This is a genomic window from Kitasatospora cathayae (genome assembly GCF_027627435.1).
GTDB classification, from domain to species: Bacteria; Actinomycetota; Actinomycetes; order Streptomycetales; family Streptomycetaceae; genus Kitasatospora; species Kitasatospora cathayae.
In genome coordinates this window covers 4,467,187-4,493,619 of the sequence record NZ_CP115450.1, presented here as the reverse complement: position 1 = coordinate 4,493,619, position 26,433 = coordinate 4,467,187, and the positions used below count along the sequence as shown (strand labels likewise).

General features: G+C 71.5%; 20 protein-coding genes. 12 read left to right on the top strand and 8 right to left on the bottom strand.

Annotated features, from left to right (window positions below; all coding sequences use genetic code 11):
- The first annotated feature begins 144 nt into the window (after positions 1-144).
- Positions 145-1,353, top strand: a complete 1,209-nt coding sequence (gene manA / locus O1G21_RS19930) for a mannose-6-phosphate isomerase, class I (protein WP_270145724.1) — start codon at positions 145-147, stop codon at positions 1,351-1,353.
- A gap of 41 nt (positions 1,354-1,394) precedes the next feature.
- Here manA and dnaB read toward each other — a convergent pair whose 3' ends face one another.
- Positions 1,395-2,930 (bottom strand): replicative DNA helicase, encoded by a 1,536-nt coding sequence (dnaB, locus tag O1G21_RS19925; RefSeq protein ID WP_270151116.1) that lies wholly within the window; start codon positions 2,928-2,930, stop codon positions 1,395-1,397.
- A 529-nt stretch (positions 2,931-3,459) separates the two neighbouring features.
- Between dnaB and O1G21_RS19920 the strand changes: the two genes are divergently transcribed.
- Positions 3,460-4,794, top strand: coding sequence for an MATE family efflux transporter (locus O1G21_RS19920; protein ID WP_270145723.1), 1,335 nt, complete (start codon positions 3,460-3,462; stop codon positions 4,792-4,794).
- Between the two features lie 86 nt (positions 4,795-4,880).
- On the opposite strand, the gene rplI is transcribed toward O1G21_RS19920, so the two are convergent.
- From rplI to rpsF, 4 genes are all read right to left on the bottom strand, one after another.
- A complete protein-coding gene (rplI, locus tag O1G21_RS19915; RefSeq protein ID WP_270145722.1) occupies positions 4,881-5,327 on the bottom strand; it encodes a 50S ribosomal protein L9 in 447 nt (148 codons plus the stop codon).
- Between the two features lie 17 nt (positions 5,328-5,344).
- Positions 5,345-5,581 carry a 30S ribosomal protein S18 gene (gene rpsR / locus O1G21_RS19910; RefSeq protein WP_030059640.1) on the bottom strand — a complete coding sequence of 79 codons (237 nt, stop codon included), beginning with the start codon at positions 5,579-5,581 and terminating at the stop codon, positions 5,345-5,347.
- A gap of 79 nt (positions 5,582-5,660) precedes the next feature.
- The gene (locus O1G21_RS19905; protein ID WP_270145721.1) at positions 5,661-6,260 is read right to left on the bottom strand and encodes a single-stranded DNA-binding protein; all 600 of its coding nucleotides are present in this window, start codon (positions 6,258-6,260) and stop codon (positions 5,661-5,663) included.
- Positions 6,261-6,356: 96 nt separating this feature from the next.
- Positions 6,357-6,647, bottom strand: a complete 291-nt coding sequence (rpsF, locus tag O1G21_RS19900; protein ID WP_188298654.1) for a 30S ribosomal protein S6 — start codon at positions 6,645-6,647, stop codon at positions 6,357-6,359.
- A gap of 318 nt (positions 6,648-6,965) precedes the next feature.
- Here rpsF and O1G21_RS19895 point away from each other — a divergent pair, with 318 nt between their 5' ends.
- The 3 genes from O1G21_RS19895 (at position 6,966) to O1G21_RS19885 (ending at position 9,598) form a co-directional block, all read left to right on the top strand.
- Positions 6,966-7,262, top strand: coding sequence for a hypothetical protein (locus O1G21_RS19895; protein WP_270145720.1), 297 nt, complete (start codon positions 6,966-6,968; stop codon positions 7,260-7,262).
- Positions 7,263-7,431: 169 nt separating this feature from the next.
- A complete protein-coding gene (locus O1G21_RS19890) occupies positions 7,432-8,550 on the top strand; it encodes a lipid II:glycine glycyltransferase FemX (protein WP_270145719.1) in 1,119 nt (372 codons plus the stop codon).
- A 13-nt stretch (positions 8,551-8,563) separates the two neighbouring features.
- Positions 8,564-9,598, top strand: coding sequence for an alanine racemase (locus tag O1G21_RS19885; protein ID WP_270145718.1), 1,035 nt, complete (start codon positions 8,564-8,566; stop codon positions 9,596-9,598).
- Between the two features lie 50 nt (positions 9,599-9,648).
- On the opposite strand, the gene O1G21_RS19880 is transcribed toward O1G21_RS19885, so the two are convergent.
- Together O1G21_RS19880 and O1G21_RS19875 are read right to left on the bottom strand one after the other, a co-directional pair.
- Positions 9,649-11,229: a glycosyltransferase family 87 protein gene (locus O1G21_RS19880; RefSeq protein WP_270145717.1), complete on the bottom strand. Its 1,581-nt coding sequence runs from the start codon at positions 11,227-11,229 to the stop codon at positions 9,649-9,651.
- 172 nt (positions 11,230-11,401) lie between these two features.
- On the bottom strand, positions 11,402-13,825 hold the full coding sequence (locus O1G21_RS19875) for a transglycosylase domain-containing protein (protein WP_270145716.1): 2,424 nt from the start codon (positions 13,823-13,825) through the stop codon (positions 11,402-11,404).
- A 516-nt stretch (positions 13,826-14,341) separates the two neighbouring features.
- Here O1G21_RS19875 and O1G21_RS19870 point away from each other — a divergent pair.
- The 5 genes from O1G21_RS19870 to O1G21_RS19850 all read left to right on the top strand — a co-directional run bounded on the left by O1G21_RS19870 (position 14,342) and on the right by O1G21_RS19850 (position 19,503).
- Positions 14,342-15,043, top strand: coding sequence for a PadR family transcriptional regulator (locus tag O1G21_RS19870; protein ID WP_270145715.1), 702 nt, complete (start codon positions 14,342-14,344; stop codon positions 15,041-15,043).
- 126 nt (positions 15,044-15,169) lie between these two features.
- Positions 15,170-16,252: an inositol-3-phosphate synthase gene (locus O1G21_RS19865; protein WP_030278269.1), complete on the top strand. Its 1,083-nt coding sequence runs from the start codon at positions 15,170-15,172 to the stop codon at positions 16,250-16,252.
- A gap of 155 nt (positions 16,253-16,407) precedes the next feature.
- A complete protein-coding gene (locus tag O1G21_RS19860) occupies positions 16,408-17,742 on the top strand; it encodes an MFS transporter (RefSeq protein ID WP_270145713.1) in 1,335 nt (444 codons plus the stop codon).
- Positions 17,743-17,876: 134 nt separating this feature from the next.
- Complete coding sequence (locus O1G21_RS19855) at positions 17,877-18,464, top strand: LppU/SCO3897 family protein (RefSeq protein WP_270145711.1); 588 nt, start codon at positions 17,877-17,879, stop codon at positions 18,462-18,464.
- 34 nt (positions 18,465-18,498) lie between these two features.
- Positions 18,499-19,503: an LppU/SCO3897 family protein gene (locus O1G21_RS19850; RefSeq protein ID WP_270145709.1), complete on the top strand. Its 1,005-nt coding sequence runs from the start codon at positions 18,499-18,501 to the stop codon at positions 19,501-19,503.
- A gap of 67 nt (positions 19,504-19,570) precedes the next feature.
- Here O1G21_RS19850 and O1G21_RS19845 read toward each other — a convergent pair whose 3' ends face one another.
- Positions 19,571-20,995, bottom strand: coding sequence for a CCA tRNA nucleotidyltransferase (locus O1G21_RS19845; RefSeq protein WP_270151114.1), 1,425 nt, complete (start codon positions 20,993-20,995; stop codon positions 19,571-19,573).
- Between the two features lie 362 nt (positions 20,996-21,357).
- Between O1G21_RS19845 and O1G21_RS19840 the strand changes: the two genes are divergently transcribed.
- A complete protein-coding gene (locus O1G21_RS19840; RefSeq protein ID WP_270145708.1) occupies positions 21,358-23,865 on the top strand; it encodes a DUF6049 family protein in 2,508 nt (835 codons plus the stop codon).
- Positions 23,866-23,922: 57 nt separating this feature from the next.
- Positions 23,923-26,379 carry a murein biosynthesis integral membrane protein MurJ gene (gene murJ / locus O1G21_RS19835; protein WP_270145706.1) on the top strand — a complete coding sequence of 819 codons (2,457 nt, stop codon included), beginning with the start codon at positions 23,923-23,925 and terminating at the stop codon, positions 26,377-26,379.
- Positions 26,380-26,433: the final 54 nt, after the last annotated feature.

Below are 26,433 nucleotides of genomic sequence, written 5' to 3'. Positions count from 1 at the left end.
ACCGGATGGCCACCGTTTCCCCGCGGGCGACCCAGGTCAGCTAGGGTCGATGCCCTTGCCCGTGCCCGGACCCGCCCGCACCGCCGGGCCCGCCCCGGCGATCCGGCACACCGGCCCCGTCAGCGAAGGAGTAGGACCGCGCGCATGGACAGGCTCGTCAACACCGTCCGCCCGTACGCCTGGGGGTCGCTCACGGCCCTGCCCGAGCTGCTGGGGCAGGAGCCGACCGGCGAACCGCAGGCCGAGCTGTGGATGGGCGCCCACCCCGGCGACCCGTCCCGCGCCGACCGCGGCGAAGGCCCGCGACGGCTGGACGAGCTGATCGCGGCCGACCCCGAGGGCGAGCTCGGCGCCGCGAGCGTGGCCCGGTTCGGTCCGACCCTGCCGTTCCTCTTCAAGGTGCTCACCGCGGGCATCCCGCTGTCCATCCAGGCCCACCCCACGCTGGAGCAGGCCCGGGCCGGCTTCGCCGCCGAGAACGGCCTCGGCATCCCGCTGGACGCCCCCGAGCGCAGCTACCGCGACGACAACCACAAGCCCGAAATGGTCTGCGCGCTGGGCGAGTTCGAGGGTCTCTGCGGCTTCCGCCGGCCCGCCGAGGCGGCCGCCCTGATGGCCGCCCTCGCGGTGCCCGAGCTGGAGCCGCTGATCAAGCTGCTGTCGGTCGGGGCCGGCGGCGACGCCGGGGCGGAGGCCGAGGCGCTGCGCGGCGCCCTGGCCGCCCTGCTCACCATGGACGACGCGACCGCCGAGCGGACCGTCCGGAAGACCGTCGCGGCGCTGGCCGAGTCGGACCCGGACGGCGAGCACGCCCCGTACGCCCGGATCGCCGAGGACTTCCCGGACGACCGCGGCGTGATCGCCGGCATGCTGCTCAACCACTTCCGGCTGCGGGCCGGCGAGGCGCTCTACCTGGGCGCCGGAGTGCCGCACGCCTACCTGTCCGGCGTCTGCGTGGAGCTGCAGGCCAACTCGGACAACGTGCTGCGGGCCGGCCTCACCCCCAAGCACATCGACGTGCCGGAGCTGCTGAAGGTCGTGCTCTTCGAGCCCGGCGCCCCCGAGGTGGTGCACCCCGTCCCGGTCGGGGCCACCCCCGGCGAGCAGCTCTACCCCGTCCCGATCGACGAGTTCCGGCTCTCCCGCTTCGAACTGGACGGCGTCGAGCGCGAGATCGACGGCCGCACCCCGCAGATCCTGCTCTGCACCGGGGGCACCGTGCGCCTCACCGCCGCCGACGGCGCCGTGCTCGACCTCGCCCGCGGCCAGTCCGCCTTCCTCCCGGCCACCGGCACCCCGACCCGCCTCTCCGGCACCGGCAGCACGCTCTTCCGCGCCACCGTCACGGTCTGACGGCACCCACCCCGCCCGAGGGGGGAGCGCCATCGGCCCGGTCAGTCCCTGGTCATGTCGACGAAGCGCGAGTAGTGGCCCTGGAAGGCGACCGTGATGGTGGCGGTCGGACCGTTGCGGTGCTTGGCGACGATCAGGTCGGCCTCGCCCGCGCGCGGGGACTCCTTCTCGTACGCGTCCTCGCGGTGAAGCAGGATGACCATGTCGGCGTCCTGCTCGATCGAGCCGGACTCCCGCAGGTCGGAGACCATCGGCCGCTTGTCGGTGCGCTGTTCGGGACCACGGTTCAGCTGGGACAGCGCGATGACCGGTACTTCCAGCTCCTTGGCCAGCAGCTTGAGGTTACGGGACATGTCCGAGACCTCCTGCTGGCGGTTCTCGGCCCGGCGGGAGCCGCCGGACTGCATCAGCTGGAGGTAGTCGATGACGATCAGCTTGATGTCGTTGCGCTGCTTGAGCCGACGGCACTTGGCGCGGATCTCCATCATCGACAGGTTCGGCGAGTCGTCGATGAACAGCGGCGCCTCGCTGACGTCGGGCATCCGGCGGGCGACCCTGGTCCAGTCGTCGTCCGTCATGTTGCCGGAGCGCATGTGGTGCAGCGCGACCCGGGCCTCGGCGGAGAGCAGGCGCATGGCGATCTCGTTGCGGCCCATTTCGAGCGAGAAGATCACGCTCGGCAGCTTGTGGTGGATCGAACAGGCCCGGGCGAAGTCCAGCGCCAGGGTGGACTTGCCCATGGCGGGACGGGCCGCGATGACGATCATCTGACCGGGGTGCAGGCCGTTGGTGAGCTGGTCGAAGTCGGCGAAGCCGGTCGGCACGCCGGACATCTGGCCGTTGCGGGAGCCGATCGCCTCGATCTCGTCGAGGGCGCCCTCCATGATGTCGGCCAGCGGTGCGTAGTCCTCGTTGGTGCGCTGCTCGGTGACGGCGTAGATCTCCGCCTGGGCGGCGTTGACGATCTCGTCCACGTCGCCCTCGGCCGCGTAGCCCATGCCGGCGATCCGGGTGCCGGCCTCGACCAGCCGGCGCAGCACGGCGCGCTCGTGGACGATCTGGGCGTAGTACTCGGCGTTGGCCGCGGTCGGGACGGAGTTGACCAGGGTGTGCAGGTAGGAGGCGCCGCCGACGCGCTGCAGCTCGCCGCGCTTGGTGAGCTCGCCGGCCACGGTGATCGGGTCGGCCGGCTCGCCGCGGGCGTACAGGTCGAGGATCGCGCCGTGGATCATCTCGTGCGCGGGCCGGTAGTAGTCGGCCGGCTTGAGCACCTCGACCACGTCGGCGATGGCGTCCTTGGACAGCAGCATGCCGCCCAGCACCGACTGCTCGGCCGCGAGGTCCTGCGGGGGGACGCGCTCGAAGCCGTCGACGCCGCCCTGGCCCTCGTCGTCCCGGCGGTCGCGGTCGTCCCGGCGGTCGCCCTTCTTGCCGCTGTGGCTGAACCCGGCGCCCTTGCGGAAGCCCTCGCCCTTGCCGCCCCCCTGGCCGCCGCCCTGACCGTTGCCGCGGTTGCGGGAGACCGGGAGCCGGTCGCCGGGCCCGTCCGGGAAGGGGGCGTCGTCGAAGGCGCCCACCGGGAAGGGGTCCTCGGCGGTCTGCCAGTCCTCCTCCGGCGGCGGGGCGTCGTGGTCGTCGTACTGGGGGCCGGTCACGCGTGTTCCCCGATCAGCGAGTGGTGCGAAGTTGGAGCGGGCCTTGCCGGTGGCTGGGTGGAGCGGAGCCGCTCCTGTTGTACGCCACGGCACCGACAAATCGGACGCCGGGCCGGTGGGAGTGTCGGGTGGAGAGCCCACGCTAAGGCGCCGGACGCCCTCGCGCCAAGGCGGTTATCCACAGGGGGTGTGGACGACCGGCCCCTGGCTGTGGAGAACTGCCGCAAAGCTGTGGACACCCCTGTGGAAGCTCCTGTGGATAACCAGACGATCGATCCACCGTCAATGTTCTGACCTGCGATTACCCCTTCCCAGGCCTGTGCATGAGAAATTCTTCACACACACCCGGACGGCTGTGGGCGCCGACCGGGCGGAGCGCGCACACCCCACTGCCGAGTAATGACTGAATTGGCTGTTGGCCTGTTACCTGTGGATGAGTACCCTGGACCGCATGCGTGCCGCCCCCTCCGAGCCCTCCAGACGCAGCCACGACCGCGAGATCCTCGCCCTGGCGGTGCCCGCCTTCGGCGCACTGGTCGCCGAGCCGCTGTTCCTGATGGCCGACTCCGCGATCGTCGGCCATCTCGGCACTCCGCAGCTCGCCGGGGTCGGCGTCGCCTCCGCCGCCCTCACCACCGCGACCGGGGTGTTCGTCTTCCTCGCCTACGCCACCACCGCCGCGGTGGCCCGCCGGATCGGCGCCGGGGACCGCCGGGGTGCCGTCCAGCAGGGCGTCGACGGGCTCTGGCTCGCCCTCGGCCTGGCCGTCCCGGTGGTCCTGCTCACCCTGCTGCTGGCGCCCTGGGCCGCCGGGGTGCTGGGCGCCTCGCCGACCGCGGCGCCGTACGCCGTGACGTACCTGCGGATCAGCTCCCTGGGCATCCCGGCGATGCTCCTGGTGCTGGCCGCCACCGGCGTGCTGCGCGGCCTCCAGGACACCCGCACGCCGCTGGTGGTTGCCGTCGCGGGCTTCACCGCCAACATCGGCCTGAACGCCGGGCTGGTGTACGGCGCCGGGCTCGGGGTGGCCGGCTCGGCCTGGGGCACCGTGCTGGCGCAGACCGGGATGGCCGCCGTCTACCTGGTCGTGGTGGTCCGCGGCGCCCGCCGGGAGCGGGCCTCGCTGCGGCCGGACCCGGCGGGCATCCGGGCCGGTGCCAGGGCGGGCGGCCCGCTGCTGGTCCGGACGGTCAGCCTGCGCGCGGTGCTGATGATCGCCACCGCGGTGGCCGCCCGGCTCGGCGACGACCAGGTGGCCGCGCACCAGATCACCATGACGCTGTTCAGCTTCCTGGCCTTCGCGCTGGACGCCATCGCGATCGCCGGGCAGGCGATCATCGGCCGCTACCTGGGCGCCTCGGACGCCCCGGGCGCCCGGGCGGCCACCCGGCGGATGGTCGAGTGGGGCCTGGGCTCCGGGGTGGTGCTGGGCCTGCTGGTGGTACTCGCCCGCCCGCTGTACGTCCCGCTGTTCACGCCCGACCCGGTGGTCCAGGGGCAGCTGCACACCGCCCTGCTGCTGCTCGCGCTCAGCCAGCCGGTGGCCGGCCTGGTCTTCGTGCTGGACGGCGTGCTGATGGGCGCCGGGGACGGCCCGTACCTCGCCCGGGCGGCGCTCGCGACCCTGGCGGTGTTCGCCCCGGTGGCCGTCGCGGTGCCGGCCACCGGCACCGGGCTGGCCGGGCTGTGGTGGGCGATGAACCTGTTCATGCTGGTCCGCGCCGTCTTCCTGGTCGCCCGCGCCCGCGGCGGCCGCTGGCTGGTCACCGGGGCCGTCCGGAGCTGAGGGCCTTTCCGACGATCCCGGGCCCCGGGAACGACCGAGGGCCGGACTCCTCGCGGAGTCCGGCCCTCAGGCCACTGCTACGGAACTCAGGCAGCCACGACGGCGACGTCGAGGTTGGCCACGACGTCCGAGTGCAGCTTGACCGAGACCTTGTGGGTGCCCACGGTCTTGATCGGCGAGGCGATCGCGACGGCGCGCTTGTCCACAGCCGGGCCACCGGCGGCCTTGATGGCCTCGACGACGTCGGACTGGGTCACCGAACCGAACAGGCGGCCGGCGTCACCCGAGCGAACGGCCAGCTTGACCTGGACGCCCTCGAGCTTGCCCTTGACCTCGTTGGCGGCCTCGAGGGTCTGGATCTCGTGGATCTTGCGGGCGCGACGGATGGCGTCGACGTCCTTCTGACCACCCTTGGTCCAGCGGATGGCGTAGCCACGCGGGACCAGGTAGTTGCGGGCGTAGCCGTCCTTGACCTCGACGACCTCGCCGGCGGAGCCGAGACCCGGCACCTCGTGCGTGAGGATGATCTTCATTACTCGGTCACCCTCTCTTAGCGCGCGGTGCTGGTGTAGGGCAGCAGCGCCATCTCACGGCTGTTCTTCACGGCCGTGGCGACGTCACGCTGGTGCTGGGTGCAGTTGCCGGTGACCCGGCGGGCACGGATCTTGCCGCGGTCGGAGATGTACTTCCGCAGCAGGTTCGTGTCCTTGTAGTCAACGTAGTTGACCTTGTCCTTGCAGAAGACGCAAACCTTCTTCTTGGGCTTGCGAGCAGGCGGCTTCGCCATGGTGTGCTCCATTTGGGGTTCACGACCCGACCGGCGTCCGGGGACGCCGTCGGTCGGGCCGCACGAAATCTGTCAGCTCTTAGAACGGGGGCTCTTCCGAGTAGCCGCCGCCGGACGGGGCACCGCCCCAGCCGCCGCCACCCTGGTTGCCACCGGACGACGGGGCGCTGGACGCCCACGGGTCGTCGGAGGGGCCGGACTGGCCGCCGCCGGAGTTTCCACCCCAGCCGCCGCCCTGCTGGCCGCCACCGCCGCCCCAACCGCCCTGGCCGCCACCCTGCTGGCCGCCGAAGCCGCCACCGGGGCCGCCGGACCGGTTGGCCCGGGTGACCTTCGCGGTCGCCGATCGCAGGCTCGGGCCGACCTCGTCGACCTCGACCTCGAAGACCGTCCGCTTCTCGCCTTCCTTGGTCTCGTAAGACCGCTGGCGCAGTCGGCCCTGCACGATGACGCGCATGCCGCGCTGCAGCGATTCGGCCACGTTCTCCGCCGGCTGACGCCAGACGTTGCACGTGAGGAAGAGGCTCTCGCCGTCCTTCCACTCGTTCGTCTGACGGTCGAAGGTGCGGGGGGTGGACGCGATGCGGAACTTCGCGACCGCCGCACCCGACGGGGTGAAGCGCAGCTCGGGGTCGTCGACGAGATTGCCGACGAGGGTGATGACGGTCTCGCCTGCCATGGTGGTGATGACCTCTCGGGAAGATGTCCGTTCACCGCTGTTTCACGTGAAACAACGGTCGCGAGCTACCCGAGACCCGAAGGCCTCAGAGGTGGCTCAGTGGGTGTCCGGGCGCAGGACCTTGGTCCGCAGAACCGACTCGCTCAGGCCCAGCTGGCGGTCGAGCTCCTTGACGACCTCAGGCGTGGCCTTCAGGTCGATGACCGAGTAGATGCCCTCGGACTGCTTGTTGATCTCGTAAGCCAGACGGCGGCGACCCCAGGTGTCGACCTTCTCAACCTTGCCACCGGCGTTGCGGACGACGGCGAGGAAGGACTCGATCAGGGGGGAGACAGCACGCTCCTCGACCGAGGGGTCGAGGATGACCATCAGCTCGTAGTGACGCATGAGTAACCCACCTCCTTTGGACTCAGCGGCCACGGTCTCTCCGTGGCAGGAGGGTTGTGCGTAGCGTCGGCACCGGTGCGGTGACGACTCCGGCCCACCGTAGCGGCCGGGTCGGACAGTCGGGCCCCGCCCACCCGAAAGAGGGTGTCACCCGAAAGAGGGCGCAAGGGGGCACAACTACACCAGTGCAGACGGCACAGCCTACCTGCACCCGGACGGCCGAACAAAACGCACAGGGGTTGTGAGACGGACCGGACCGCCGCAATCTGGACGAACGGGATTCCTGCCCGTTCGTCTCCACGCCAGGAGGTGGGACTCATGGCCCAGTCCGTCCACCGCATGCCCGCGCTCACGCTGAACACCGACGGCCACCCGCACCCCCGCGAGAACACCCTGGTGGCCCTGACCGCCGTGCTGGGCGCGATCGCCTTCACCACCTCGTTCTTCTACAACCTGCACGTGCTGACCTCGTGGACCGGCCTGGCCGGGATCGTCACGGGGCTGTGGGGCATGTTCGTCTCGGTCACCACCGCCGAGCGCTTCGTCCTGATGATCACGCTCGGCGCCTCCGCGATCGGTTTCTACCTCGGCATCGCCCGCGGCGGCATGGTCTGAGGACCCCGCCTCCAGGAACCCCCGGCGCCCCCCTCGCGTATCTGCAGGAAGACAGGTACCCGACGGGGGCGCCGTCGTGCCCGCAGCGGCGGGCGCCCGGGCCCCGGACGATAAGGTCAGCCCGAGAACCTGGGGCCACCGCAGCCCGACCGACGAGGAGCACCGAGCAATGAGCCTTCGCCTGAGGACGATCACCCGCGAGGAGCACCTCGCCTTCATCAGGAGCCGCGCCTCGGCCAGCCACATGCAGGTGCCGGCCTGGGGTGACGTGAAGGCCGAGTGGCGTTCCGAGTCGATCGGCTGGTTCGACGAGCACAACCAGCTGGTCGGCGCCGGTCTGGTCCTGTACCGCCAGCTGCCGAAGGTCAAGCGCTACCTCGCCTACCTGCCCGAGGGCCCGGTGATCGACTGGTTCGACCGCGACCTCGACCGCTGGCTCTCCCCGATGCTGGCGCACCTGAAGTCGCAGGGCGCCTTCTCGGTGAAGATGGGCCCGCCGGTGGTCATCCGCCGCTGGAACGCCGCCACCATCAAGGAGGCCATCGCCGCCAAGCAGGCCAAGCGGCTGCGCGACGTCGAGGCCGACTGGTACGAGGCGCGCGCCTTCGAGGTGGCCGACCGGCTGCGCAAGGCCGGCTGGCTGCAGGGCGAGGACGGCGGGGCGGGCTTCGGCGACGTCCAGCCGCGCTACGTGTACCAGGTGCCGCTGGCCAACCGCTCGCTGGACGACATCCAGAAGGGCTTCAACCAGCTCTGGCGCCGCAACATCAAGAAGGCCGAGAAGAGCGGCGTCGAGGTGGTCCAGGGCGGCTACGACGAGCTGCCGATCTTCCACCAGCTCTACCTGGTCACCGCCGAGCGCGACAAGTTCACCCCGCGCCCGCTGGCCTACTTCCAGCGCATGTGGAACGCCCTCAACGCCGAGGACCCGAACCGGATGCGGCTCTACATCGCCTACCACGAGGGCGAGCCGCTGGCCTCGACCACGATGCTGGTGGTCGGCGAGCACGTCTGGTACTCCTACGGCGCCTCGGCCAACCACAAGCGCGAGGTCAAGCCCTCCAACGCGATCCAGTGGCGGATGATGCGCGACGCCTACGCCCTCGGCGGCGGCGTGTACGACCTGCGCGGCATCAGTGACACCCTGGACGAGAACGACCACCTGTTCGGTCTGATCCAGTTCAAGGTCGGCACCGGTGGCCAGGCGGCCGAGTACCTCGGCGAGTGGGACTTCCCGCTGAACAAGCTGCTGCACAAGGCCCTCGACCTCTACATGTCCCGCCGCTGAGGAGGCTGACCCGATGACGCTGTCGCTCTACCTCGACACCGAACGCTGGCGCACCCACCAGCGCTCCGTCCTCGCCGAGTTCCCCGGCCTGGTGCCGGTCGCCAAGGGGAACGGCTACGGCCTGGGCAACCACCGGCTGGCCGAGGAGGCGACGCTGCTCGGCACCGGGGTGCTGGCCGTCGGCACCGCGTACGAGGCGGCCGACGCCGCCGAGTGGTACGGCGGCGAGCTCCTGGTGCTCACCCCCTACCGGGTCGGCGAGGAGGCGCTCCCGCTGCCGCACGCCCGGGTGATCCGGACGGTGGCCGGCGTGGACGCGCTGCGCGCGCTGCACGGCGCCCGGGTGGTGCTGGAGTGCATGACCACCATGCGCCGGCACGGCGTGAGCGCCGCCGACCTGCGCACCGTCGCCACCGAGCTGGACGGCGTCTCCTTCGAGGGCCTCGCGCTGCACCTGCCGATGGACCGGCCGGACGGCTCCAGCCCGGTCGAGGAGGTCATGTACTGGGTGGACACCGCGAAGGCGGCCGGCATCCCGGTGCACACCGTCTTCGTCAGCCACCTGGGCGCGGCCGGCATGGACCAGCTGACCCAGCGCTACCCGGACACCGTCTTCCGGGCCCGGATCGGCACCCGGCTCTGGCTGGGCGACCACGGCGCACTGGAGGTCCGGGCCACGGTGCTGGACGTCACCCCGGTGAAGAAGGGCGACCGCTACGGCTACCGCCAGCACCCGGCGCCCGCCGACGGCCACATCCTGGTGGTCGCCGGCGGCACCGCGCACGGCATCGGCCTGGAGGCCCCCAAGTACGTGGCCAGCATGGGCGCGCGGGCCAAGGGCATCGCCCGGGCCGGTCTGGCGACCGTCAACAAGACCAAGTCGCCGTTCCACTGGGCGGGCAAGCAGCTCTGGTTCGCCGAGCCGCCGCACATGCAGGTCTCGCTGCTGTTCCTGGACGGGGAGACCGCGCCCCCGGCGATCGGCGAGGAACTGGGCCTCCAGGTCCGGCACACCACCACGCACTTCGACCGCGTGGTGGACCGCTAGCGGCTCCCCCATCGGCGCTCGGCTCGCCTCCGGGCCGGTGCCCGCTCGCGCTACTGCTTCTCGGCCGGCTCCGACCGCCGTGGCTCCTCCAGCCACTGCTCGAAGGAGCCGGCCGACGCGTGTCCGGCGTAGCTCTCGTCCTCGTGCAGGTGCCGGGCGGTGCCGAGCGTGAACGCGTCCGGGGCGTGGTCGAGCACCCCGCCGGAGGGGTCGTCGCTGCCGTCCCAGCGCACCGGGTCGCGGTCCGGGTGGAGGGCGTCGCGGACCACCAGCACGACCAGGTAGAGCGTGCCCAGCAGGTGCAGCACGATCGCGAAGTGGTACCAGGTCTCGCCGATCCCGTGCTGCTTGGGCCCGGTGACGAAGCCCAGGTGGGACCAGATGCCGAGGGTGTAGAGCACCTCGCAGGCCTGCCAGATCAGGACGTCGCGCCAGCGCGGCCGGGCCAGCGCCGCGAGCGGCAGCAGCCAGAGCGCGTACTGCGGCGAGTACACCTTGTTGACCAGTACGAACAGCGCGACCACCAGGAAGGCCAGCTGGGCGAACCGCGGTCGGCGGGGCGCCGAGAGGCCGAGCCACGCTATGGCCGCGCAGCCCAGCACCATCAGCACGCCGATGTAGAGGTCGAGGTCGGCCAGCCCGACCCCGCGGTTCTGCATCAGGATCAGCCAGAACGAGCCGTAGTCCTCGCCGCGGTGCTCGCTGAAGACGTAGAAGGTCGACCAGCCCTGCCAGTTGGCCAGCATGATCGGCAGGTTGACCACCAGCCAGGCGCCCACCGCGCCGCCGAGCACCACCCGGAACTCGCGCCACTTCCCGGCCCGCCAGCAGAGCACCAGCAGCGGGCCGATCAGCAGCAGCGGGTAGAGCTTGGCCGCGGTGGCCAGGCCGATGAACACACCGGCCCAGCCCGGCCGGGAGTGGGCCCACCAGGCCATCGCCACGGCGGCCAGGGCGACCGCGAGCAGGTCCCAGTTGACGGTGCCGTTGAGCAGCAGGACCGGCGAGAGCGCGAACAGCATCGCGTCCCAGGGGCGGCGGCGGTGGGTGCGGGAGAGCGCGACCACGGCGACCACGGCGCAGGCCATCAGCATTCCGGCGTTGATCGCCCAGAACCACTGCTCCTGGGCCTGCTCGGTGCCGCCGCCGGGCGTCAGCCAGGCCGCGACCTGCATGAACAGTCCGGTCAGCACCGGGTACTCGAGGTACTGCAGGTCCCCCGTGGTGCCGGGGATCCGGTCCACGTACGGGTGCAGCCCGGCCGAGAAGCCGCGGCCGGAGAACAGGTGCGGGATGTCGCTGTAGCAGGCGTGGATGTACTGCGGCGACCCCGGCTGGAACCAGGCCTGGTCGTAGCAGGGCAGGTCGTGCACCATGCCGAGCGCCGAGACCACGATCACCACCAGCGCCAGCACCCGCACCGGGATCCACCAGGAGACGCCGAGCAGGGCCCGCCGTCCGGGCGGGCCGCCGAACACCTCGCTGCCGGCCGCCGCCACCCGGTCCTCGTCGGCCGGGACGACGACGGTGTCGGTCGCCGGCGCGGCCGCGGCGACGGCTGCCGGCGTGGGCCCGGTGGCGGCGCCGGGCCCCTGCGGGCCCGCGGTTTCGTCACGATCGCTCGACGTCATGCCGGACATCCTGCCGCACCGGATCCGCCGGAACGAGGAGGACCCCACGGTGGTCCGGCGGTGCGGGCGGGGCGCGGGCGGCGAATCGTGACGAAACGGCGGTGGCGGCCCTCCGAGGAGGACCGCCACCGCCGTGTGTCTCACCGGCCGGACCGGATCGCCGCCCGCCCGGCTAGGGCGTGGTGGTCGGGGTCGGCTTGCCGCCGCCGCCGGGTTTGCCGCTGCCGCCCGTGCTGCTGGTCGGCGACGGCACCGAGCAGTCGAACAGGAGGCAGGTGTTCGTCGGCGTCGGCTTGGGGTTGTGCGTCGGCGGCGGGGTGGGCTGGCAGTCCACGCCCGGCACGCAGCCGCCGCCCTGGGTGGGCTGGGTCGGCTGCTGGGTCGGCTGCTGGACCGGCGCCTGGGTCTGGACCGGGGCCGACGGGGTCTCCGTCGCGGTCTGGGTGGGCGTCGCCGTGACCGTGGAGGGCGCGCCCGAGGAGTCCACCTCGGTGCCGACCTGCTGCGGGGTCGGGAAGTCCATCTTCTTCTCGTTGGCCAGCGCGGCCTTCATGTAGCGGGTGAAGATGTCGGTGGGGATGTCACCACCGTGGATGGACTCCTTGCCGCCGGTGCCGTTGAGCGACTCCCGGTCGTGCTTGCTCGGGTCCTCGCGCCACATCGCGACGCTGGTGACCAGCTGCGGGGTGTAGCCGACCCACCAGGCCGACTTGTTCTGGTCGGTGGTACCGGTCTTGCCGGCCACCGGGCGGCCCAGGCCGTTGGTCTTGGAGCCGGTACCGTTCTTGGCCACGTTCACCAGCACGTCGGTGACGTTGTCGGCGACGGCCGGCTCCAGCGCCACCTTGGCGTCCTTCTTGCCGAAGCCCGGGCGCTCCTTGCCGTCCACCTCGACCTTGGTGACCGAGTACGGCTCGGCCTCCTTGCCGCTGGCGGCCAGGGTGCCGTAACCGGTGGCCATCCGGATCGGGCTGATGGTGGAGGTGCCGAGCGGGAAGGTCGCGGTCTTCGGGTCGGCCAGGCTCTCCCGCTTGATGCCCATCTGCACGGCCATGTCGGCCACGGCCGGGCCGCCCACGTCCTGGTTGAGCTGGACGAAGGGCACGTTGTACGACCACTGCATGGCCTGCCGCAGCGAGACGTAGCCGCGCTTGCCGGAGTCCTCGTTCTTCTGCCGGTAGGGCTTGCCGTCGTCGCCGATCACCAGCGAGCCGTCCGGCTTGCGGATCTCGGACATGTCGTCGGCGAGGTAGCGGCTGTCGGCGTTGATCCGCTTCGGCTTGCCGTCGCCGTCCTTCGCGGTCTGCACGCCGACCTGCATCGCGGTGGCCAGCACGAAGGGCTTGAAGGTCGAGCCGACCTGGACGCCGCCGGCGTTGGCGTTGTTGTCGAAGTGGCCGTTCTCCACGCCGTCGCCGCCGTAGATGGCGACCATCGCCCCGTCCCCCGGACGCAGGCTGGCGGCGCCGAACTGGACGAAGGTGTCGTTGTTGGGGCGCTTCTGCGGGTCGAGGTTCTCGGCCTTGACGTCGTCGACGGCCTTCTTCAGGGCGTCGACCTTGTCCTTCTCGAAGGTGGTGTAGATCTTCAGGCCACCCTTGTCGATCATCTGCTGGGTGATCGACTTGTCGGTGGTCATCACGTACTGGTTGGCGGTGTCGACCAGGTAGCTGATCTCACCGTTCATGTTGGAGCTGGCCTTCGGCGCGATCGGCTCGGGGAAGGTGGTGCACTTCGCCCGCTCCTCCGGGGTGGTGTTGTGGGTGATCACCATCCGGTCCAGGATCCACTTCCAGCGCTCCACTGCCCGGTCGTGGTTGCCCGGCTTGGAGGGGTCGTAGTAGTTCGCGCCCTTCAGCAGACCGGCCAGCATCGCGCTCTGGCAGAGGTTCAGGTCCTTGGCGTTGACGCCGTAGTAGGCCTGGGCGGCGGCCTGGGCGCCGTTGGCGTTGCGGCCGAACCAGCTGGTGTTGAGGTAGCCCTTGAGGATGTCGTCCTTGCCCGTCGTCTGGTTGATCTTCAGCGTGATGAAGAATTCCTTCAGCTTGCGGCTGATGGTCTGCTCCTGGCTGAGATAGGCGTTCTTGACGTACTGCTGGGTGATCGTCGAGGCGCCCTGGGTCTCGCCGCCCTTCGCCATGTTGTAGACGGCGCGCAGCATGCCCTTGGGGTCGATGCCGCTGTCGGTGCGGAAGGTCTCGTTCTCCGCCGAGATGACGGCGTTCTGCAGGTTGGGGCTGATGTCGCCCAGTTCGACGATCTGCCGGTTGGTGTCGCCCTTGCGGGTCATCTCCGTGCCGTCGGCCCAGAAGTAGATGGTGTTCTGCTCCTTCACCAGGTCCTTGAGCTGCGGAACCGTGGTGGTCTGGTAGAGGTAGAACACGACGCCCACGCCGGTGGCGAAGAACAGCAGGAAGGCGCTCAGCCACTGCTTCCAGGACGGCAGCCAGCGCCGGACGCCGGTCTTGCCCCAGCGCGGGTAGTCGATGAAGCGCTTCTTGCCGGGGCCGGCCGCGGCGGAGGCGTCGGCGCCGCCGCGACGACCACCGCCCTTGCCCTTCTTCTGGGCGGCCTTGCGCATCTCGGCACGGGTCATCCGGGGCTGCTGGGCGGTCTCCCGGAGGCCCGGCCGGCGTCGGTGGCCGAGCCCGTCCGAAGCCAGCTCGTCGGGTCCGGGACCACCCCGACGACCTCCGCCTCCCGGGGGCTGCTGCCCGTCACCGCCCGGGTTGGGCGTCCTTCGCCGTCGCTCGCTCATGTTCTCAGCCGCTCCTCGCCAGGCCTTGGCGGCCTGAAGGCAGGGTTCCTGTCCGATGCCCGGACCGCCCTAACCCCGGAGGTTGGTCCTCGTGCACACGCGACAGCGTACGCAGCGCTGAAATACAACTAATCGGGCATCAGTCGCCAATAACCGCAAAACGGCGACAGATCATTACATGCCCGTTGCCAACCCCACCCGCGCGTCGGCTTGTGATCACATTCACGCGTGCCCCCCTTGCTCGTTCCGAGGGCCGGGTTTACTGTTCTCGATATATCGAGCCGATACATCGAAGCGGCATACCGCCGGATGCAGCGGCCGGAGCGAGGGTCAAGGGGAAGGAGGACGACGGCAGTGGGCAGGCGCTCAGGAGTGCTGGAGTTCGCCGTTCTCGGCCTGCTCCATGACGCCCCGATGCACGGCTACGAGCTGCGCAAGCGGCTCAACATCCTGCTCGGAGCACTGCGGGCGCTCTCCTACGGAACGCTCTACCCGTGCCTGAAGAGCCTGGTCGCCCAGGGTTTCCTGGTCGAGGACAACCCGGACGTCGAGTACGTCCCGGCCACCGCGCTCAACGGCAAGCGGTCGAAGATCGTCTACCGGCTCTCCCCCGAGGGCAAGCAGCGCTTCGAGGAGTTGCTCGCCGACTCCGGTCCGGACGCCTGGGAGGACGAGCGCTTCGGCGTCCACTTCGCCTTCTTCGGCCAGACCGACCGGGCCGTCCGGATGCGCGTCCTGGAGGGTCGCCGCAGCCGGCTGGAGGAGCGCCTGGAGCGGATGCGCAGCTCGCTGGCCCGCGCCCGCGAACGGTTCGACGACTACACCGTCGAACTCCAGCGGCACGGCCTGGAGTCGGTGGAACGCGAGGTCCGGTGGCTCAACGAGCTGATCGAGACCGAACGGGCCAACCGCACCGGCCGGACCGGGCCCGCCACGGACGGGAACGTCACCGCCGTACCCCCCAAGACTTCGGACGGCCGTGGCCAGGAGACCGGGTCCCGCGACCCGTCCGGGCCACCGTACGACCGCCCGGGGCGCTCCGCCCAGGAGCGCTGACACCGCGTCAGCCCTGTGCCACGCGGCAGGAGTGGGCGCCTCGCGCCCGTACAAGCAGTCATCGAAGAAGCAGGACGAGTGCCGTCGACCCCGACGGCCCTCATGAGATCACAGGGAGCAACCGGAATGGGTTCGGTTCGCGTAGCCATCGTGGGCGTGGGCAACTGCGCCGCGTCGCTGGTGCAGGGTGTCGAGTACTACAAGGACGCCGACCCGGCCGGCAAGGTCCCCGGGCTGATGCACGTCCAGTTCGGTGACTACCACGTCCGTGACGTGGAGTTCGTCGCCGCCTTCGACGTCGACGCCAAGAAGGTCGGCTTCGACCTGGCCGACGCCATCGGCAACAGCGAGAACAACACCATCAAGATCTGCGACGTCCCGCCGACCGGCGTGACCGTCCAGCGCGGCCACACCCTCGACGGCCTCGGCAAGTACTACCGGGAGACCATCGAGGAGTCGGACGAGGCCCCGGTCGACGTCGTCCAGGTCCTCAAGGACAAGCAGGTCGACGTCCTGGTCTGCTACCTGCCCGTCGGCTCCGAGGACGCGGCCAAGTTCTACGCCCAGTGCGCCATCGACGCCAAGGTCGCCTTCGTGAACGCCCTGCCGGTGTTCATCGCGGGCACCAAGGAGTGGGCGGACAAGTTCACCGAGGCCGGCGTGCCGATCGTCGGTGACGACATCAAGTCCCAGGTCGGCGCCACCATCACGCACCGCGTGATGGCCAAGCTGTTCGAGGACCGCGGTGTCATCCTCGAGCGCACCATGCAGCTGAACGTCGGCGGCAACATGGACTTCAAGAACATGCTCGAGCGCGAGCGCCTGGAGTCCAAGAAGATCTCCAAGACCCAGGCCGTCACCTCGCAGATCCGCGACCGCGAGCTGGGCGCCAAGAACGTCCACATCGGCCCCTCGGACTACGTGGCCTGGCTGGACGACCGCAAGTGGGCCTACGTCCGCCTCGAGGGCCGCGCGTTCGGCGACGTCCCGCTGAACCTGGAGTACAAGCTCGAGGTCTGGGACTCCCCGAACTCCGCGGGTGTCATCATCGACGCCGTGCGTGCCGCGAAGATCGCCAAGGACCGCGGCATCGGCGGCCCGATCCTGTCGGCCTCCTCGTACTTCATGAAGTCCCCGCCGGTCCAGTACTTCGACGACGAGGCCAAGGAGAACGTCGAGAAGTTCATCCGCGGCGAGGTCGAGCGCTGAGCGCAGCTCGGTTCGCGACTGTCGAACGTCGAGCGCTGAGCTGACTGCTCCTAGCTCTTCCGAAGGGCTCACGATCATCTGATCGTGAGCCCTTCACGTTCCCGCAGCGAATGTTTCACGTGAAACGGCGCCCGGTTCCGTGGCACTCTGGGCGGGTGGCGATCACCGAGAACGGCAGCACCCACCAGTCCGCGCACCGCGCCACGCTCCTCGGTCTGCTCCGCGGCCGGGACTTCCGGCGGCTGCTGACCGCCCGGATCCTCTCCCAACTCTCGGACGGCGTCTTCCAGGTCTCGCTCGCCGCCTACGTGGTCTTCTCCCCGGAGAAGCAGTCCTCCCCCGCCGACATCGCCTCGGTGCTGGCCGTGATGCTGCTGCCGTTCTCGGTGATCGGCCCGTTCGCCGGGGTGCTGCTGGACCGCTGGCGCCGCCGCCAGGTGCTCTACTTCGGCAACCTGGCCCGCTTCGGGCTGGGGCTGGGCACCGGCGCGCTGCTCCTGGTCCAGGCGCCGACCTGGCTGTTCTTCGCCTCGGCGCTGCTGGTCACCGCGCTCAACCGGTTCATCCTGGCCGGCCTGTCCGCCGCCCTGCCCCGGGTGGTCGAGCAGGACACCCTGGTCACCGCCAACGCCCTGTCCCCCACCCTCGGGACAGTCGCCGCCGCCTCGGGCGGGGGCATCGGCTTCCTGCTGCACCAGCTGATGGTCCCCGGGCCGGAGGCGGACGCCGCGCTGGTCACCGTCGCCTCGCTGCTCTACCTGTCGGCCGCGCTGGCGGCCCGTCGGATGGACCGCGACCTGCTCGGTCCGGAGCGGCACGGCGACCACCCCGCGCTCGGCCAGGCGCTGAAGCGGGCCGCCGTCGAACTCGGCGCCGCCGTCCGCCACCTGGTGCGGGACTGCCGGCCCGCCGTGCACGCGCTGGCCGCCGTCACCGCGGCCCGGTTCTGCTACGGCGTGCTGATCGTGGTCGTGGTGATGCTCGCCCGGTACACCTTCAACGACCCGACCGACAGCGCGGCCGGACTGGCCACCCTCGGCCAGGCGGTCGGCCTGTCGGCCGCCGGCTTCTTCGTCGCCGCGGTGGTCAGCCCCTGGTGCACCCGCCGGCTCGGCCTGGCCGGCTGGATGACGGTCTGCCTGCTCGCCCCGGTGGTCTTCGTCCCCGCGCTCGGCCTGTTCTTCGCCCCGATCCCCTGCCTGGCCGCCGCCCTGCTGCTCGGAGTGGTCACCCAGGGCACCAAGATCTGCGCCGACACCGTGGTGCAGGAGTCGGTCGAGGACGAGTTCCGCGGCCGGGTGTTCGCCATCTACGACGTGCTGTTCAACGTCGCCTTCGTGGCCGCCGCCCTGGTCACCGCGTTGGTGCTGCCGCTGTCCGGCCGCTCGGTCACGGTGGTCGTCGGGGTGGCCGGGGTGTACGCGCTGGCCGCGGCGCTCTACCTGCGGGCCGCCCGGCGGTCCGGCCCGCTCCCCGGCGGCGGTCACTGAAACCGTCCGGTACCGGAATCGAAACCACCTCGTCCCGAAATCCCGGACGGACTCCGGACCGATTGCGTCCGACCGAGTCGCTAAGGTACGTAAACCTGTCGGAACGACAGCACTCGGTCTCGGGGGACGAACTGATGAGCACACCGACCGGCCCGTACGGGCCGCCGCCACCCGCCGCGCCCGGGTACGGCCCGCCCCCGCCCGCGTACGGCCGGCAGCCGTACCCGCCGAACCCGTACGCGCAGAACCCGTACGCGCAGAACCCGTACGCCCAGGCGCCCCAGGCACAGCAGCCGTACGGGCAGCAGCCGCCCGCCGGCCCGTACGGCTACCCGCAACCCGCCCAGCCGCCCGCGGCACCGCCCGCCAAGCGCGGTGTCCGGTCCAAGCTGCGGGTCGTCGGAGTGGTCGGCGGCTGCGTCGTGGTCGCGGCCGGCTACTTCCTGAGCGGTCCGAACGTGAGCAGCGCCAAGCCCGGCGACTGCGTCCGGGTGAGCGGCTCGCGCGACGTCGAGATCGTCAACTGCACTGACTCCAAGGCCAATTACAAGGTGCTGTCGAAGTTCACCGGCACCACCGACGTGACCCGCTGCCGGCAGACGCCGCAGACCACCAGCACCGTCTCGGGCAAGAGCGGACGCCGTTGGAACAAGAAGCGGTACGTGCTCTGCCTCGGCCCGCTGACCCCCACCACCGGCTACCCGCCGGTGAAGAAATCCTGACCTCTTCCGCCGCCATCCTTCTCCGGGGGACCTCTTGTCCGTTCCGCCTCCGCCCCAGTCGCCCTACGGCCCGCCGCCCGGTGGCGGCAGCCCGTACGCCGGCGGCCCGTACGGCGCACCGCCCCCGCCGGGCCCGCCCGGGTACGGCTACCCGAGCGCCCCGCCGCCGGAGCAGCCGTACGGCGCCCAGCCGCCCGGTTACGACTACGGCGGCTACGGCTACCCCCCTCCGGCCCCGACGGACGGGGAGCACTGCCGCTTCTGCGGGGGCTTCCCCGCCGTGCGCGCCACCGTCCGCGGCCACCAGGGCCTGATAGTCGCGTTCCGGATGCTGCGGATGCACGGCCCGTTCTGCCACACCTGCGGAACGGCCACCGTGCGCGACATGTCCGCCCGGACGCTCGTCCAGGGCTGGTGGAGCTGGGTGTCGCCGCTGCTGACCCTGATCACCCTGCTGATGAACCTCGGCGCCCACGGCAGGATCAAGCGGCTGCCGCCGCCGATGCCGGGCACCCACGGCCCGCAGCTCGACCCGGGCGCCCCGCTGAGCAGCCGCCCGCACCTGGCGATGCTGCTGGTGCCGGTCTCCCTGCTGACCACCGGGATCCTGGTCGCCACCGGCGTGATCGGCCCGAAGAACGGCACCCCGGTCGGCTCGTCGACGCCGACCAACACGGTCACCTTCTCCCCGTCGCCGCAGCCCACCTTCAGCTTCACCCCGCCGCCCCCGATGCCGTCCTTCACGCTGCCGAGCATCACCCTGCCGCCGATCGCCACCCCGACCGACCCGTCCGACGCGGTGGACGACGCCAAGATCGGTGACTGCCTGCGCAACGACGGGACCAGCGACGACCACCCGAAGATCTCCGTGCTGCCCTGCACCGACTCCAAGGCGCAGTACAAGGTGGTCTACAAGTACTTCGCCACCTCCGACGAGAAGGCCTGCCAGAAGCAGCCCAAGGCGGACAGCTCCTACACCCGCACCCACCCGAACTGGCCGGCACTGGACTACGTGCTCTGCCTCAAGCACCTGAAGTGATCCCGCGCACGGGCGAGGGGCGGCACCCGCACCGGGGCCGCCCCTCGTTCCGTCGCCGCTGTCGCGGTCAGCCCTGCTGCCCGGCCCACCAGGCCCGCAGCGCCGCGACCGCCTCGTCGTGCTCCATCGGCCCCTGCTCCAGCCGCAGTTCGAGCATGTGCTTGTACGCCTTGCCGACCTGCGGGCCGGGCTTCAGCCCGAGCAGCTCCATGATCTGGTTGCCGTCCAGCGCCGGGCGGATCGCGTCCAGCTCCTCCTGCGCCTTCAGCTCGGAGATCCGCTGCTCCAGGCCGTCGTAGGTGCGCGAGAGCGCGGCCGCCTTCTTCTTGTTGCGGGTGGTGCAGTCGGAGCGGGTCAGCTTGTGCAGGCGCTCCAGCAGCGGCCCGGCGTCGGTGACGTAGCGGCGCACCGCGGAGTCGGTCCACTCCCCGCCGCCGTACCCGTGGAAGCGCAGGTGCAGCTCGACCAGGCGCGAGACGTCCTCGGTGAGCTCCTTGGAGTACTTGAGCTCGCGCATCCGCTTGCGGGTCATCTTGGCGCCGACCACCTCGTGGTGGTGGAAGGAGACCCGGCCGTCCGACTCGAAGCGGCGGGTGCGCGGCTTGCCGATGTCGTGCAGCAGCGCGGCCAGCCGCAGGGTGAGGTCCGGGCCGTCCTGCTCCAGGTCGATGGCCTGCTCCAGGACGGTCAGCGAGTGCTCGTAGACGTCCTTGTGCCGGTGGTGCTCGTCGCGCTCCAGCTTCAGCGCGGGCAGCTCCGGCAGCACGTACCCGGCCAGACCGGTGTCGACCAGCAGCCGCAGGCCCTTCACCGGGTGCCGGGCCAGCAGCAGCTTGTTCAGCTCGGCCTGCACCCGCTCGGCCGAGACGATGGTGATCCGCTCGGCCATCGCGGTCATCGCGGCGACCACCTCGGGCGCCGGTTCGAAGTCCAGCTGGGCGGCGAAGCGGGCGGCCCGCATCATCCGCAGCGGGTCGTCGGAGAAGGACTCCTCGGGGGTGGCGGGGGTGCGCAGCACCCGGGCCTCCAGGTCCTCCAGGCCGCGGTGCGGGTCGACGAAGCCGCGGCCGGGCAGGTCGACGGCCATCGCGTTGACCGTGAAGTCCCGGCGGACCAGGTCCTGCTCGATGGTGTCGCCGTAGGTCACCTCGGGCTTGCGGGAGGTGCGGTCGTACGCCTCGGAGCGGTAGGTGGTGATCTCGATCAGGAAGGAGCCCTCGGGGGTGTCCTTGCGGGCGCCGACGGTGCCGAAGGCGATGCCGACGTCCCAGACCGCGTCCGCCCAGCCCTTGACCAGCTTGAGCACCTGCTGCGGGCGGGCGTCGGTGGTGAAGTCCAGGTCGTTGCCGAGCCGGCCGAGCAGCGCGTCCCGCACCGAGCCGCCGACCAGGGCCAGCCGGTGACCGGCCGCCTGGAACCGGCGGGCGATCTCGTCGGCCACCGGCGACACCCGCAGCAGCTCTTGCAGCCCCAGGGTCTGGGCCTCGCTCAGGCCTGGGACGGCCTGGACGGCGGTGCTGGAACGATCGGTGCGCGCGGTGGGCTCATTGGCAGTGGACACGGCTCACAAGGGTACGTGCCCCGGAAGGTCAACCGCCCGCACGTTTTGGGCGTCTCACCCCACAGCCCGCAACACTGCACGCCAGGCTGGATCGTTACCATGCCGGTGGACGGATCGCGGACACCGGAACCGGGGATGCGGTGTCGCGTGCCGCCACGCCGGCGGAACCTTCCGCGGCAGCAGGGTGGCGCACAGCGTCGAGCGAAGAACGTCGAGCGGGGAACGTCCGGCAGCACCGCCGGACGGACAGCATCAGCAGCGAGCGATCGAACAGAACGGCGAGGGCGAAACGAGTGAGTGAGCCGGCACGGCACTCGGGCCTGGGGGCGCACCGACCACCCGACCGACGGACTGGACGTCCCGCCGACGGACGGAGCCCGGGCCGCCTGGCCCGCCGCTTCGCCGCCGCCTGCGCGGCCGCCCTGACCCTGTTCACGGCCGCCCCCGCCATGGCGCTGCCGGCCGGCGGCAACATCAGCCCGGCCGCCGACGCCACGGCCACCGCGGAGTACCCGGTGGCGCTGACCATCGAGTCGGTGACCCCGCAGCTGGCCGTCCCCAACGGCACCGTGTCCATCACCGGCCACGTCACCAACGCGGGCAAGTCGGCCCTCAAGGGCGCCCACGCGGCAGTCCGCAAACCGGCCTCCACCAAGCCCCTGCAACGGCGCAGCGAGCTCCAGGGCGTGGCCACCCGCACCACGCCGAGGGGCGACGACGGCACCGAGCTGGACAGCCCGCAGTACGCCCTGCCGGAGCTGAAGCCGGGCCAGAGCCTGCCGTACACCCTGAGCGTCGCGGTGAGCGACCTCGGGCTGTCCGAGAGCGGCGTCTACGAGCTCGCGGTGGACGCCTGGGGCTCGACCGACGACAACCCGCGCGACCGCGCCCTGGGCATCGCCCGCACCTTCCTGCCCTTCTCCACCGGCGGCACCGAGGCCCAGCCGACGAAGGTCACCACGCTCTGGCCGCTGGTGCACGCGCCGGTGCTGGCCGCGCAGACCGCCGCCGACAACGACCAGACCCTCCCGGTGCTGCGCGACGACAGCCTGGCCACCGATCTCGCACCGGGCGGGCGGTTGTACGAGCTGGTCGACACCGGTTCCAAGCTGACCGGGCTGACCTGGGTGATCGACCCGGACCTGCTGGACGCCGCGTTCGCGATGACCGGCAAGTACCGGGTGCAGAAGCCGGGCAGCGAGGCCGAGGGCAAGTCCGCCAAGGACGACAACACCGTCCAGCACGACGCCTCCCCCGCCGCCGAGGCCTGGCTGAACAAGCTGCGCGCGGCCGTCGCCAAGTCGGGCAGCCAGGTCATCGCGCTGCCGTACGCCGACCCGGACCTCGCCTCGATCGCCCACAACGGCGCCGACCTGTCCGGCATGGGCACCGCCCTGGACAAGGCGGCCACCGCCGGCCGGCTGACCGTCGAGGGCCGGCTCTCCGTGGACACCCGCTCCGACGTGGCCTGGCCCTACCAGGGCTACCTCGACCAGCAGATCGCCGGCTTCGCCCGGCAGACGGGCAGCAGCCTGGTGCTGGTCAACGGCGCGAGCATGCCCGACCCTGACTCGGTGAACTACACGCCGACCGCGGTGCGCCCGATCGGCAACGGGCAGAGCGCCGTGGTCGCCGACGACACGGTCTCCTCGCTCCTCCAGAAGGACCTGAGCGACCCGAAGGACCAGACCGACGCGACCCAGCGATTCCTGGCCGAGACCTTCACGATCACCCACGAGCAGCCGCAGAACCAGCGCGGCCTGCTGGTCATGCCGCCGCGCGAGATGACCGCCGCCACCGCCAAGGTGCTGGCGGGGGCGCTGCAGACGGCGACCGACAAGTGGCTGACCCCGGCGAAGCTGGACGCACTGGCCCAGTCCGCGCCGGACCCGAAGGCCAACACCACCGTCCCGTCGCCCGCCGACTACCCGACCCAGGCCCGGGCCTCCGAACTGCCGGCCTCCGCCCTGAGCGGCACCGACAAGCTCCAGTGGGACCTCGACACCCTGATGCGGGTGCTCACCCTGCCCCAGCGGGTGCGCGGCCCGTTCAGCGCCGCCATGGTCCGCTCGCTGTCCACCGAGTGGCGCCCCCAGGCCCTGGCCGGCGAGGACTACCGCAAGGGCGTCGGCGGGTACCTGACGGAGCTCACCCGCGCCGTCCAGGTGCCGCCGAAGAAGGTGGTCACCCTGTCGGGGAACACCGGCCAGATCCAGGTCAGCGTGCGCAACGACCTCACCCAGACGGTCACCAACCTGAAGCTGCGGCTCACCTCCAACCAGCCGAACCGGCTGGGGGTGGGCAAGCCGGAGGACCTGGTCCTCCCGCCCTCGCAGAGCGTCACCCTGCGCTTCAACGCGGAGGCGCGCAACAACGGCCCGGTCCAGATGACCGCCCAGCTGTGGACCACCGGCCCCGACGCGAGGCCGTACGGCGAGCCCAAGACCTTCACGGTCGAGGTCACCTCGGTGACCAACGGAGTGCTGTACGTCTTCGCCGGCGCCGCCGTACTGCTGGTGCTGGCCGCGCTGCGCTTCTTCCGCCAGCGCAAGCGCCGCGGCGGGCATCCGCACGAGGACGGCGACCAGCCGGTCGGCGACGGCCCGGCGACGGACGGCCCGGACGGCGCCGCCGGGACCGAGCCGGAGGAGCCGGGGGCCACCGCACCGGAACGCACCCAGGGCCCCGCCGAGAACGACCCGGCGGACGGCTCGGCGGGCGACGGTCCCGCGCAGACACCGCGCGCCAGCAGCCCGGATGGCCGGGATCGGACCGCCAGTGATGAGAAGGTTGGTCCTTGATACCGCCGACCCCCCGCAACACCGGGCCGGCCTCCCCCACGACAGCGAAGAGGTGACATGACCGGGCGCAGCGAGGAGCGGCCCCCGGGCCGCGGTGAGAGCCGGCCGGGTGCCGAGTCGCCGTCCGGCGACTGGTACGTGGCCGACACCTACGCCCAGGACCCGTACGCCGCCGAGGCGTACCGGAACCCCCAGGACGGCCAGGACCCGTACGGCCTGCAAGCCGGGCGACCCGCCGCGGCGCCGCCGCCGGCCACCGCGTACGACGTGCCGCCGCAGCTTCCGCCGCAGGGCGGCGGCTACCCGACCCCGGTGCCGTCGACGCCGTTCTCGCCCCCGGTGCCGCCCGTGCAGCCGGGCTGGGACACTCCCCCGGCCCAGGCCGACTGGCCGCAGCAGGCCGGCCCGGCCGCCGCCAACTGGGGCGGCGCCGAGCAGCCCCAGCCACAGTGGGAGCCGGGCCCGGCGCACTCCGCCTGGGACACCGAGACCACCGAGTACGTCGGGGTGGACGCGCTGTTCGGCGGCCGCCCGGCCGAGGCCGCGGCCCCGCAGCCGGTGCCCCAGCCCGCCCCGGTCCAGCCGGTCGCGCCGGTGCCCCCGGCCGGCCAGGTGCCGCCGGTCGCCCCCGCGCCGTACCCGCCGGTGGGCGGTTACCCGGGGCAGCCGCAGCACCCCGGCCCGGACGGGCAGCGCCCCTTCGTGCCGCCGATCGAGTTCGACCCGCCGCTCTCCGAGGAGGAGGCCACCATGCAGGTGGCCGCCGTCGCGGTGCCCCCGGCGGTCGAGCCGCGGGCGGACCTCGCCGCGGAGCACACCGCGCAGCCCGCCACCGCACCCGAACCCGCCCCGGCGGCCGGCGGGGGCGGCGGCAAGGTCGCCAGCCTGCTGAACTCCAGCGCGATCATGGCAGCCGGCACCCTGGTCTCCCGCGGCACCGGCTTCCTGCGGACCATGGTGATCGCCGGCGCGATCGGCATCGCGGTCATGGGTGACTCGTACAACGCGGCGAACACCCTGCCGACCCTGCTGTACATCCTGATCGGCGGCGGCGCGCTCAACGCGGTCTTCGTGCCGCAGCTGGTGCGCAGCATGAAGAACGACGAGGACGGCGGCACCGCCTACGCCAGTCGGCTGCTCACCCTGGTGATGGTCGGACTCGGCGGCGTGGTGTTCCTGGCGGTGCTCGGGGCGCCGCTGCTGGTCCAGCTGATCGCGCACCCGATGATGACCAACCCGGCCCGTGCCGACACCACGGTGGCGCTGGCCCGGTACTGCCTGCCGACGATCTTCTTCATGGGCGTCCACGTGGTGATGGGCCAGGTCCTCAACGCCCGCGGCCGGTTCGGCGCGATGATGTGGACCCCGGTTCTCAACAACATCGTGGTGATCTTCACCTTCGGCGCGTACATCTGGGTCTACGGCGGCTACAACGGCACCCAGGTCACCCCGGAGAACATCTCCCCGGAGGGCGTCCGGCTGCTCGGCCTGGGCACCCTGCTCGGCCTGGTGGTCCAGTCGCTGGCGATGGTCCCGTACCTGCGCGCCGCGGACTTCCACTTCCGGCCGCGCTTCGACTGGCGCGGCCACGGCCTGGGCAAGGCGGCCCGGCTGGCCAAGTGGACCTTCTTCTTCGTGCTCGCCAACCAGGCCGGCTACCTGGTCATCACCCAGCTGGCCACCGCGGCCGGCAGCGCCGCCGAACAGGGCGGCCACGGCGGTGTCGGTCTGTCGGCCTTCTCCAACGCCCTGCTGATCTGGCAGCTCCCGCAGGCCGTCATCACCGTCTCGATCATGAGCGCGGTGCTGCCCCGGCTCTCCCGGGCGGCGGCCGACGAGGACGCCGGTGCCGTCCGCGACGACCTGTCGTACGGGCTGCGCACCACCGCGGTGGCGGTGGTCCCGGCGGCCTTCCTGTTCCTGGCGCTCGGCCCGGCGATCGGCCGCTCGATCTACGCGGTCGGCGGGGGCAGCACGGCCCTGAACAACGCGACCAACGTCGGCCTGATGCTCTCGGCCTTCGCGCTCGGGCTGATCCCCTATTCGGCCCAGTACGTGATGCTGCGCGGCTTCTACGCCTACGAGGACACCCGGACGCCGTTCTCCAACACCGTCTGGGTGGCCGCCTGCCAGGCCGGCTTCTCGCTGATCTGCTGGGTCGCGCTGCCCGCGCAGTGGACGGTGACCGGCATGGCCTTCGGCTACGGCCTCGCCTACGCCGTCGGAGTGACGGTCGCGGTGCCGAAGCTGAAGAAGAAGATCGGCGGGCTGGACACCAAGCGGATCGGCAAGACGTACAGCCGGCTGGCCGCCGCCTGCGTCCCGGCCGCGGCGGTCGGCCTCGGCGTCAGCCTGGCGGTCCAGCAGGTGCTCGGCGGCTGGGCGGGCAGCGTGCTGTCGGTGGTCCTGGGCGGCGGCCTCCAGCTGCTGGTCTTCGGGTTCGTCGCGAAGCGCCTGCGGATCGAGGAGATGAACGCCATGCTGGGCATGGTCCGCGGCCGACTGGGCCGCTGACCGACCGGCCAACCGGCCGGACGGGCGGACGCCCTGACCGGGCGTCAACCGGGG

Bases quoted from the DNA above. Each gene is read 5' to 3' on its own strand.
- manA (WP_270145724.1), top strand. From the start codon at position 145: ATGGACAGGCTCGTCAACACCGTCCGCCCGTACGCCTGGGGGTCGCTC.
- O1G21_RS19920 (WP_270145723.1), top strand. From the start codon at position 3,460: ATGCGTGCCGCCCCCTCCGAGCCCTCCAGACGCAGCCACGACCGCGAG.
- rplI (WP_270145722.1), bottom strand. From the start codon at position 5,327: ATGAAGATCATCCTCACGCACGAGGTGCCGGGTCTCGGCTCCGCCGGC.
- rpsR (WP_030059640.1), bottom strand. From the start codon at position 5,581: ATGGCGAAGCCGCCTGCTCGCAAGCCCAAGAAGAAGGTTTGCGTCTTC.
- O1G21_RS19905 (WP_270145721.1), bottom strand. From the start codon at position 6,260: ATGGCAGGCGAGACCGTCATCACCCTCGTCGGCAATCTCGTCGACGAC.
- rpsF (WP_188298654.1), bottom strand. From the start codon at position 6,647: ATGCGTCACTACGAGCTGATGGTCATCCTCGACCCCTCGGTCGAGGAG.
- O1G21_RS19895 (WP_270145720.1), top strand. From the start codon at position 6,966: ATGGCCCAGTCCGTCCACCGCATGCCCGCGCTCACGCTGAACACCGAC.
- O1G21_RS19890 (WP_270145719.1), top strand. From the start codon at position 7,432: ATGAGCCTTCGCCTGAGGACGATCACCCGCGAGGAGCACCTCGCCTTC.
- O1G21_RS19885 (WP_270145718.1), top strand. From the start codon at position 8,564: ATGACGCTGTCGCTCTACCTCGACACCGAACGCTGGCGCACCCACCAG.
- O1G21_RS19880 (WP_270145717.1), bottom strand. From the start codon at position 11,229: ATGACGTCGAGCGATCGTGACGAAACCGCGGGCCCGCAGGGGCCCGGC.
- O1G21_RS19875 (WP_270145716.1), bottom strand. From the start codon at position 13,825: ATGACCCGTGCCGAGATGCGCAAGGCCGCCCAGAAGAAGGGCAAGGGC.
- O1G21_RS19865 (WP_030278269.1), top strand. From the start codon at position 15,170: ATGGGTTCGGTTCGCGTAGCCATCGTGGGCGTGGGCAACTGCGCCGCG.
- O1G21_RS19855 (WP_270145711.1), top strand. From the start codon at position 17,877: ATGAGCACACCGACCGGCCCGTACGGGCCGCCGCCACCCGCCGCGCCC.
- murJ (WP_270145706.1), top strand. From the start codon at position 23,923: ATGACCGGGCGCAGCGAGGAGCGGCCCCCGGGCCGCGGTGAGAGCCGG.